This window comes from Noviherbaspirillum sp., from assembly GCF_035627455.1.
Lineage (GTDB): Bacteria > Pseudomonadota > Gammaproteobacteria > Burkholderiales > Burkholderiaceae_D > Noviherbaspirillum.
The window spans coordinates 1-6,897 of record NZ_DASPLS010000033.1; the positions used below are offsets into that span (position 1 = coordinate 1).

The following is a 6,897-nucleotide window of genomic DNA, read 5'->3' on the forward strand; positions in this document are numbered from 1 at the left end:
CCCATGCCTGCGCCCAGCTCTGGACGAACTTCAGCACCTCGTCGCGGCCGGCGTCGGCTGCGGGTTCCGCCTTCTGCACGGCCGGCTGCGGCGGCGCAACCACGGCTGCCGCCTTCGCCACCACCCGGGTCGGCAACACGGTTTCGGACATCATGTTGCTGCCCGATTTGACGAAATAGCCGGCGACCGTATGCAGATCCTCGGCCGTCAGCGTGCCCGCCGAGAAACGCAGGCGCAGATAGCTGATGAGGTAGCTGTAACGCGCCTGCGCGAGGTCGCGCTGCGCGACATACAACTGCTGCTGCGCGTTCAGCACGTCGAGGTTGATGCGCACGCCGCCCTTGACGCTCTGCTGCGTGGCCTGCACCAGCATGCGTGCCGAATTGACCGACTTGACCAGCGCATCGATGCGCGCCGCACTGCTCAGCGAAAGGCTGTACTGCTTGCGCAGTTCGACCAGCACCTGGTTGGTCTTGGCGTCGAGGTCCGACTTGGCCTTGTCGTGGTTGGCAATTGCCTGGCTGGTCACCGCGCTGGTCAGGCCGCCGGAGTAAATCGGAATGCTGACCTGCACGCCGACGCTGCGCACCGTGGAATCCTGGTTGCGCGTGGTAACCGTTTCCGAATTGGCCTTGTTATAGCCCGCCACCAGGTCCACCCGCGGCGCATGGCCGGCGCGGCCCTTCTTGATTTCCTGCTCCGCCACTTCGACGCTATAGCGCTGCGCGGCAATCTCCGCGTTGCGCTCCAGCGCCAGCGCCTTCCATTCCTCGAAGCTCGCCGGCTGCATCGGCCTGACCTTGAAATCATCCGTCAGCACGTCGAGCTGGGTCACGTCGCCGCCGATGATCGATGCCAGCGCGTTGCGCGTGTTGGTCACGTTGTCGCGCGCCTCCACCAGCTGCGCTTCAGCCAGATCGTAGCGCGCCTGGGTTTCCAGCATGTCGGTGCGCGTGCCTTCGCCGCGTTCGAACATGCGCTCGTTCACCCGCCGCTGCTCGGCAAAGGTGTCGCGCTGGATCGTCGCCAGCGCAAGCTGGTCTTCCGCATACTTCGCTTCGGCATACGCGCTCACCAGCCGGATCATCAGGTCCTGGCCGCGCGCGGTAAACAGCGCGTCGCTGTAGTTGGTCTGCGCGACGCCCTGGTTATAGCGCGCCCACGCATCCAGGTTCAGCAGCGGCTGGCGCAGACTGACGCCGCCGGAGGTGCTGGTGTACTCGGGATGGGTGGTCGTTTGCTGTCCGAGGATGTTCGGCTGCGTGAAATCCGCGCGATTCTTGCTCGTCGCATAGCTTGCGGACAGGCTGGGCAGCAGGTAGGACCGGCCGATCGCGGTGTATTGCTGGCCGGCCTCGTTGTCGTGCACCGCGGAGCGGTACAGCGGGTCGTTCTGCAACGCCGCCTGGTACGCCTCGACCAGGCTGATCGCCGAAGCCGATCCCGCCTGCAGGACCAGTGCGGCCGCCAGTGCCGAAGCCAGTGCGCGTCTCTTCATCATTGCCGCCACGTTCACTCCTCGGTCAGCGCGGTCGTCGCACGGTCAAAGATTGGCTTGAGCAGGTAGCTCATCATCGTGCGCTCGCCGGTCTTCACGAAGAGTTCCACCGGCATGCCGGGGCGAACCTGCAGATCCTTCAGCAGCTTCTTTCCTTCCGGCGTGACCTGCGCCTGGATCTTGTAGTACGGCATGCCCGTCCTTTCGTCGACCAGACGGTCCGCGGAAACCTGCGTGACCACGCCCGGAATGTGCGGCGTCTCGTTCTGGTTGAACGCGGCAAAGATCAGTTCCACCTTCAGGTCCGGGTGTACCTTGTCGATCAGGTTGACCGGGACCTGCGCTTCGACGACCAGCGGGTCATCCGCCGGCACCAGGTCCATCATGCGGAAACCGCCCGGAATCACGCCGCCGCGGGTAAAGACATTCAGGCCCACCACGACGCCGTCGACCGGCGCGCGGACAATGGCGTTCTCGAGGTCAAAGTCGAGGCTCTTCAGGCGGTTTGCCAGCGCCTCGGCTTCCTTCTGCACTTCGGACAGCTGCGAGCGGACTTCCTTCTGGTATTCCTGCTGGCGCAGCGTGCGGCGCAGCGTCAGTTCGGCGATCTGGCGCTGCGCGCGGCCGATGTTGCCGATGTTTTCCGACATGCCGCCGTTCACCTGCGCATAGGTGCGCTCCAGGTCGAGCAGGCGGTTGCGCGCCACATAGCCTTCCCTGGCCAGGTCGCGCATGCCTTCCAGCTGCTCCTTCAGGAATTGCTGCTGCTGCTTCTGGCTGTCCAGCGCCTCCTGCAGGCCGCGCACCTGCGCCTTCAGGCCGGCGATGGTTTCGTCGGTGGCCGCCAGGTCGCTTTGCAGTGCGGCCTGGCGCGAGCTGAACAGTTGCGCCTGCAGCGAAATGTTGTTCGCGACGCGTGCATCGGTCTTTGCCGATTCCAGCTCCGGCGGGAAGGCGATCGATTTCTTGCCGTCGCGCTCGGCGATCAGCCGCGCTTCCACCGCGCGTGCATTGAAGTACTGCACGCGGGCGATCTCGGCATTCGACTTGGCCGCCACGTCATTCATGCGCACCAGCGGCTGGCCGGCCTTCACCACCTCGCCTTCCTTGACCAGGATGTCTTCGATGGTGCCGCCGGTCTGGTGCTGCACGACCTTGCGGTTGCTCGACACGGTCACGGTGCCGCTTGCCGGAACGCCCTTGTCGAGCGGCGCGAAGCTGGCCCACAGCAGGAAGCCGCCAAAACCCAGCAGTACGATGAGCCAGCCCAGCCGTGCGTGGCGCGACGGATCGGTGTCCACATTGATCTTGGGGAGCTCTTGCGCGACGACCTCGGTCGCCTCGGTGTTTTTCAACAGTTTCATTTGCTTATTCCTGTGCTGCGACTGCCGTGCCGTTGTTCGCCTGCTCTGCGGCGGCGCGTGCCTGTGCCTGCTGTTGCGCGAGTTGCGCCTGTTGCTGCTGGTTCGCCTTGGTCAGCGCCGCCAGCACTTCATTGCTCGGGCCGAAGGCCTGGGCGACGCCGTCGCGCAGCAGCAGCAGCTTGTTGGTCACGCCCAGCACGCTGGTGCGGTGCGTGATCAGCACGATGGTCTTGCCGCGGCGGCGCAGGTCGATGATCGCGGTCAGCAGAGCCTGCTCGCCGACATCGTCGAGGTTGGAGTTCGGCTCGTCCAGCACCAGCAGCGAAGGATCGCCGTACATCGCACGGGCCAGGCCGATGCGCTGTTTCTGGCCGCCGGACAGACCGGCGCCGCCGTCGCCCAGTTTGGTGTCGTAGCCCTTCGGGAAGTGCAGGATCATGTCATGCACGCCGGCGCGCTTGGCCGCTTCGATCACCTGTTCCGAATCGACTTCGCCGAAGCGCGCAATGTTTTCCGCGACGGTACCGGCGAACAGTTCGATGTCCTGCGGCAGGTAGCCGATGTGCGGGCCCAGCTCATCCTTGTTCCACTGGAAGATGTCGGCGCCGTCGAGACGGACCTTGCCGACGGCGGCCGGCCAGACGCCGACGAGCAGACGTGCGAGCGTGGACTTGCCGGAGCCGCTCGGACCGATGATGCCAAGCGCGTCGCCCGGCTGCAGTGCGAAATTGAGGCCCTTGATGACCGCCACCTGCGAGCCCGGCGGCGCCGCGGTGACCGCCTCGACCGACATCACGCCTTCCGGCTTGGGCAGCGACATGCCAGCCTGGCGCGCCGGATTCGCTTCCAGCAGTTCGGTCAGGCGGTGATAGGCGCTGCGCGTGCTGCTCCACTGCTTCCAGACGCTGATCACCAGCTGCACCGGGCTCAGCGCGCGGCCCATCAGGATGGTGGCGGCGATCATCATGCCGGGGGTGATCTTGCCTTCGACGACCAGCAGCGCCGCGTAGCCCAGCACCAGCGATTGCAGCGACACCTGCACGAACTTGGTCGCCGCGGTCACCACGCCGGCCTTTTCGCTCGCTTCCGCCTGCAGCTGCAGGAAGCGGCTGTGCATCGTGAACCAGCGATTCATCAGATTGGGCAGCATGCCCATCGACTCGATCACTTCCGCATTGCGCAGGTTGTTGGTCGCCAGGTTGCTCGAAGCGATCGCGAGGCTGCTCGCTTCTTCCAGCGGCTTCTTGGAGACTTTTTCATTGATGACGGCCAGCGCCACCTGGATCAGGCTGCCGACCACCGCGAACACGCCGAGCGACGGTTCGAACGCGAAAATCACGGCGAGATAGATCGGGAACCACGGCGCGTCGAAGAACGCAAACAGGCCGTTGCCGGTGACGAACTGGCGGATGTTGGTCAGGTCGTTCAGCGCCTGCCCTGCGTTGCCGCCGCCGCGGCGCAGGTTCTGCTCGAACGCAGCGGAGTAGATGCGCTTGTTCAGCTGCATGTCCAGCTTCGCCCCGACCCGCACCAGCACGAAGCTGCGCACATACTCCAGCGCGCTCATCAGCACATAGGCGCCGAGGGTAATGAGCGTCAGCATCAACAGCGTGATTTCGTTCTGGCTCGGCAGCACGCGGTCATAGACCTGCAGCATGTAGATGGACGGCACCAGCATGATCATGTTGATGATCGCGCTGAACACGCCTACGGTACGGAACGCACTCTTGAAACCGACAAGGGCTTGTGCGATTTCATTTTGCGGGAGTTTGAGTTTCGGTTTCATCTGGATAAGTAACGCAGTACGAACGCGCGGAGGCTCCGTCGAATAAAATGGCTAAAGTTCTGCGGTCCGCCGGAAAAGCGAAAGTCCGGATGCGGCAACAGCACCGGATTTCTTCAGAACTGCACAAGTCCCTTGGCCACCGAATTAAAAAATGTGACGAAAATCACATTTTGGAGCTTACCATAGCACAAGGTTGCTCACCAGATTTTTTGTTGCCGGGCATTGCAGGAAACAACGGGACTTGGGTTTAGGCGCGATTTTTCTTGCTTCTACGGCATCACGCCCGGCCGGAGCGTTGGGGGCACGCGCTGGCTTCCGGACTTTTCTACGCGGATTATTTCAAAAATAAAAATGCCGCCCGGCGCAACGCCGGGCGGCAATCAAAAGCAATGGCGATCGCGCCGCGCTTACCACCAATAACTGGCCGCCGACAGATTGGCTGCCGTAAGGTTGGAAACGCTGGTTCCGACCAGGGTCACCACATGCGTCAACTCCTCCGCGGTAACTTGCGCGTCGCCTGCGTTATCGTCCACGTAGTAATACACGGTCGTATTGCTGCCGACGCCGAATACAAACAACAGGGCGTCCGACGCGCCGTAGGTCTGGTTGTTTCCATAGGCATCGAGGAAGCTTGCTGCGGCGGAAAGGGTATCGGCAGCCGCACTCGCCCCCTGGATCAGGAACACAGTCTTGCCTGCTGTAAACGCCGTCGTGGCATTGCTGACCGTTTGGATATCGGCACTCGTCCCCTGTCCGCTGTACGTACCGCTGCCGAGTTCATTGAACAGGCTCCGGTTAATCTGCAGCACATCGCTGGCATCAAATCCGGTGATCGTATCGCCGGTCTCGCCAAAGTCAGCGGTGCGAATATAGCGCACGAAATCGGGTGAGGAAGACGTTTCAGACAGGTTGATCGTGTCGTCGCCGGAGCCGCCCACGATGGTATCCGTGCCCTCGCCGCCGGAAATGGTGTCACGCCCTTCTCCGCCGTTGATTGTGTCTTGTCCGTCGCCACCGGAAATGCTGTCATTGCGCGACCCGCCCGAAATCGTGTCGTTGCCCGCACCGCCGGTTACCGTGCTGTTCGTGTAAGAGACGCTGATCCAGTCGTCGCCGGCGCCGCCGTCAATGTAAACAGAACCGGTGCCGGTGTAGTCGTTGCCGCCGTAGAAGGTGTCGTTGCCGTCACCGCCGAGCAGGGTGTCATTGCCGGAGCCGGACTCGAGGGTGTCATTACCCACGCCCCCCACCAGCGAGTCGTTGCCTTCCTCGCCGTACAAGCCGTCATTCCCGGTGCCGCCGTCGATGGTGTCGTTGCCGTTACCCCCATACAGATAATCGGCGTTACCACCGCCCATCAGGTAGTCAGCAGCTTCGCCCCCATACAGCGTATCGTTGCCGGTGCCGCCGATCAGCGTATCGGTGCCGGTCGTGTCGTTATCGGACCAAGTCGCCGTACCTCCATACAGCAAGTCATCGCCCGAACCAGCATCGATGAGGTCGCTGCCGAAGCTGCCCCAAAGCGTGTCGTTGCCCGTGCCGCCGATGATGTAGTCGTTGCCCGAGCTGGCATCGATCGAATCCGCGCCCATGCCGGCATCGATGCGGTCCGCCGCCGACGTTCCAGTAAATTTGTCGCTATTGTCGGTCAGCGTGGTGACCGTCAGGTAGGACTGGGTCGCGGTGCTCGACAGCGCGCTTTCGACGGTAGACGTATCGGCGGTCACCGTCGCAAAGGTCTGCTTCATCGCGGCGTCGCCAATCGTGGCATACAGGTCGGTGCCGGTGCTCTGCTGCTGCTCGACCACGCCCATCGCGTAATTGACGCGGTTGACGATCACGTCGCGCCCGGACGTCCCTTCCGGGGTGGACAGGCCGGCGTTGATGATATCCAGGACGAGGCCGCCGCGCGTCTTGGCGCCGGTGTCAAGGAACGCCTTCCAGTACGCCAGGCCGCCGTCGTCAGGCGACTTGCTGAACACATTGTTATAGATCGCGGTCACGAACTGCGCATTCGTCATCGAGGCCGGGTAAACCGCCCTGACCACGTCGAGGGAGAACATGGTGTCGATCGTCGCGGCCAGGCTGCTTGCTGTCGCGGTGTTCAGCCAGTACTCGTAGCCGCCCTTGTCCGGCGCCCGCAGGAAGGCTGCGGTGTAAATACGGCAGATCTGCTGGCCCAAGGTATTTGTAATCATTGTTTTCCCAGTGTTGTTAGTAAGAAAGTCTTGGATTACACATTTGGGCGG

4 protein-coding genes are annotated in these 6,897 nt (G+C 62.9%); all 4 read right to left on the minus strand.

Annotated elements, in window-relative coordinates; genetic code table 11:
* The coding region (locus VEC01_RS06430; protein ID WP_324899903.1) for a TolC family outer membrane protein at positions 1 to 1,501 on the minus strand (1,501 nt) is incomplete at its 3' end.
* A gap of 11 nt (positions 1,502 to 1,512) precedes the next feature.
* Positions 1,513 to 2,862, minus strand: coding sequence for an HlyD family type I secretion periplasmic adaptor subunit (locus VEC01_RS06435; RefSeq protein ID WP_324899905.1), 1,350 nt, complete (start codon positions 2,860 to 2,862; stop codon positions 1,513 to 1,515).
* Between the two features lie 4 nt (positions 2,863 to 2,866).
* Positions 2,867 to 4,648, minus strand: coding sequence for a type I secretion system permease/ATPase (locus VEC01_RS06440; protein WP_324899906.1), 1,782 nt, complete (start codon positions 4,646 to 4,648; stop codon positions 2,867 to 2,869).
* A 407-nt stretch (positions 4,649 to 5,055) separates the two neighbouring features.
* Positions 5,056 to 6,846: a DUF4214 domain-containing protein gene (locus VEC01_RS06445; RefSeq protein WP_324899908.1), complete on the minus strand. Its 1,791-nt coding sequence runs from the start codon at positions 6,844 to 6,846 to the stop codon at positions 5,056 to 5,058.
* Between the last annotated feature and the right edge of the window lie 51 nt (positions 6,847 to 6,897).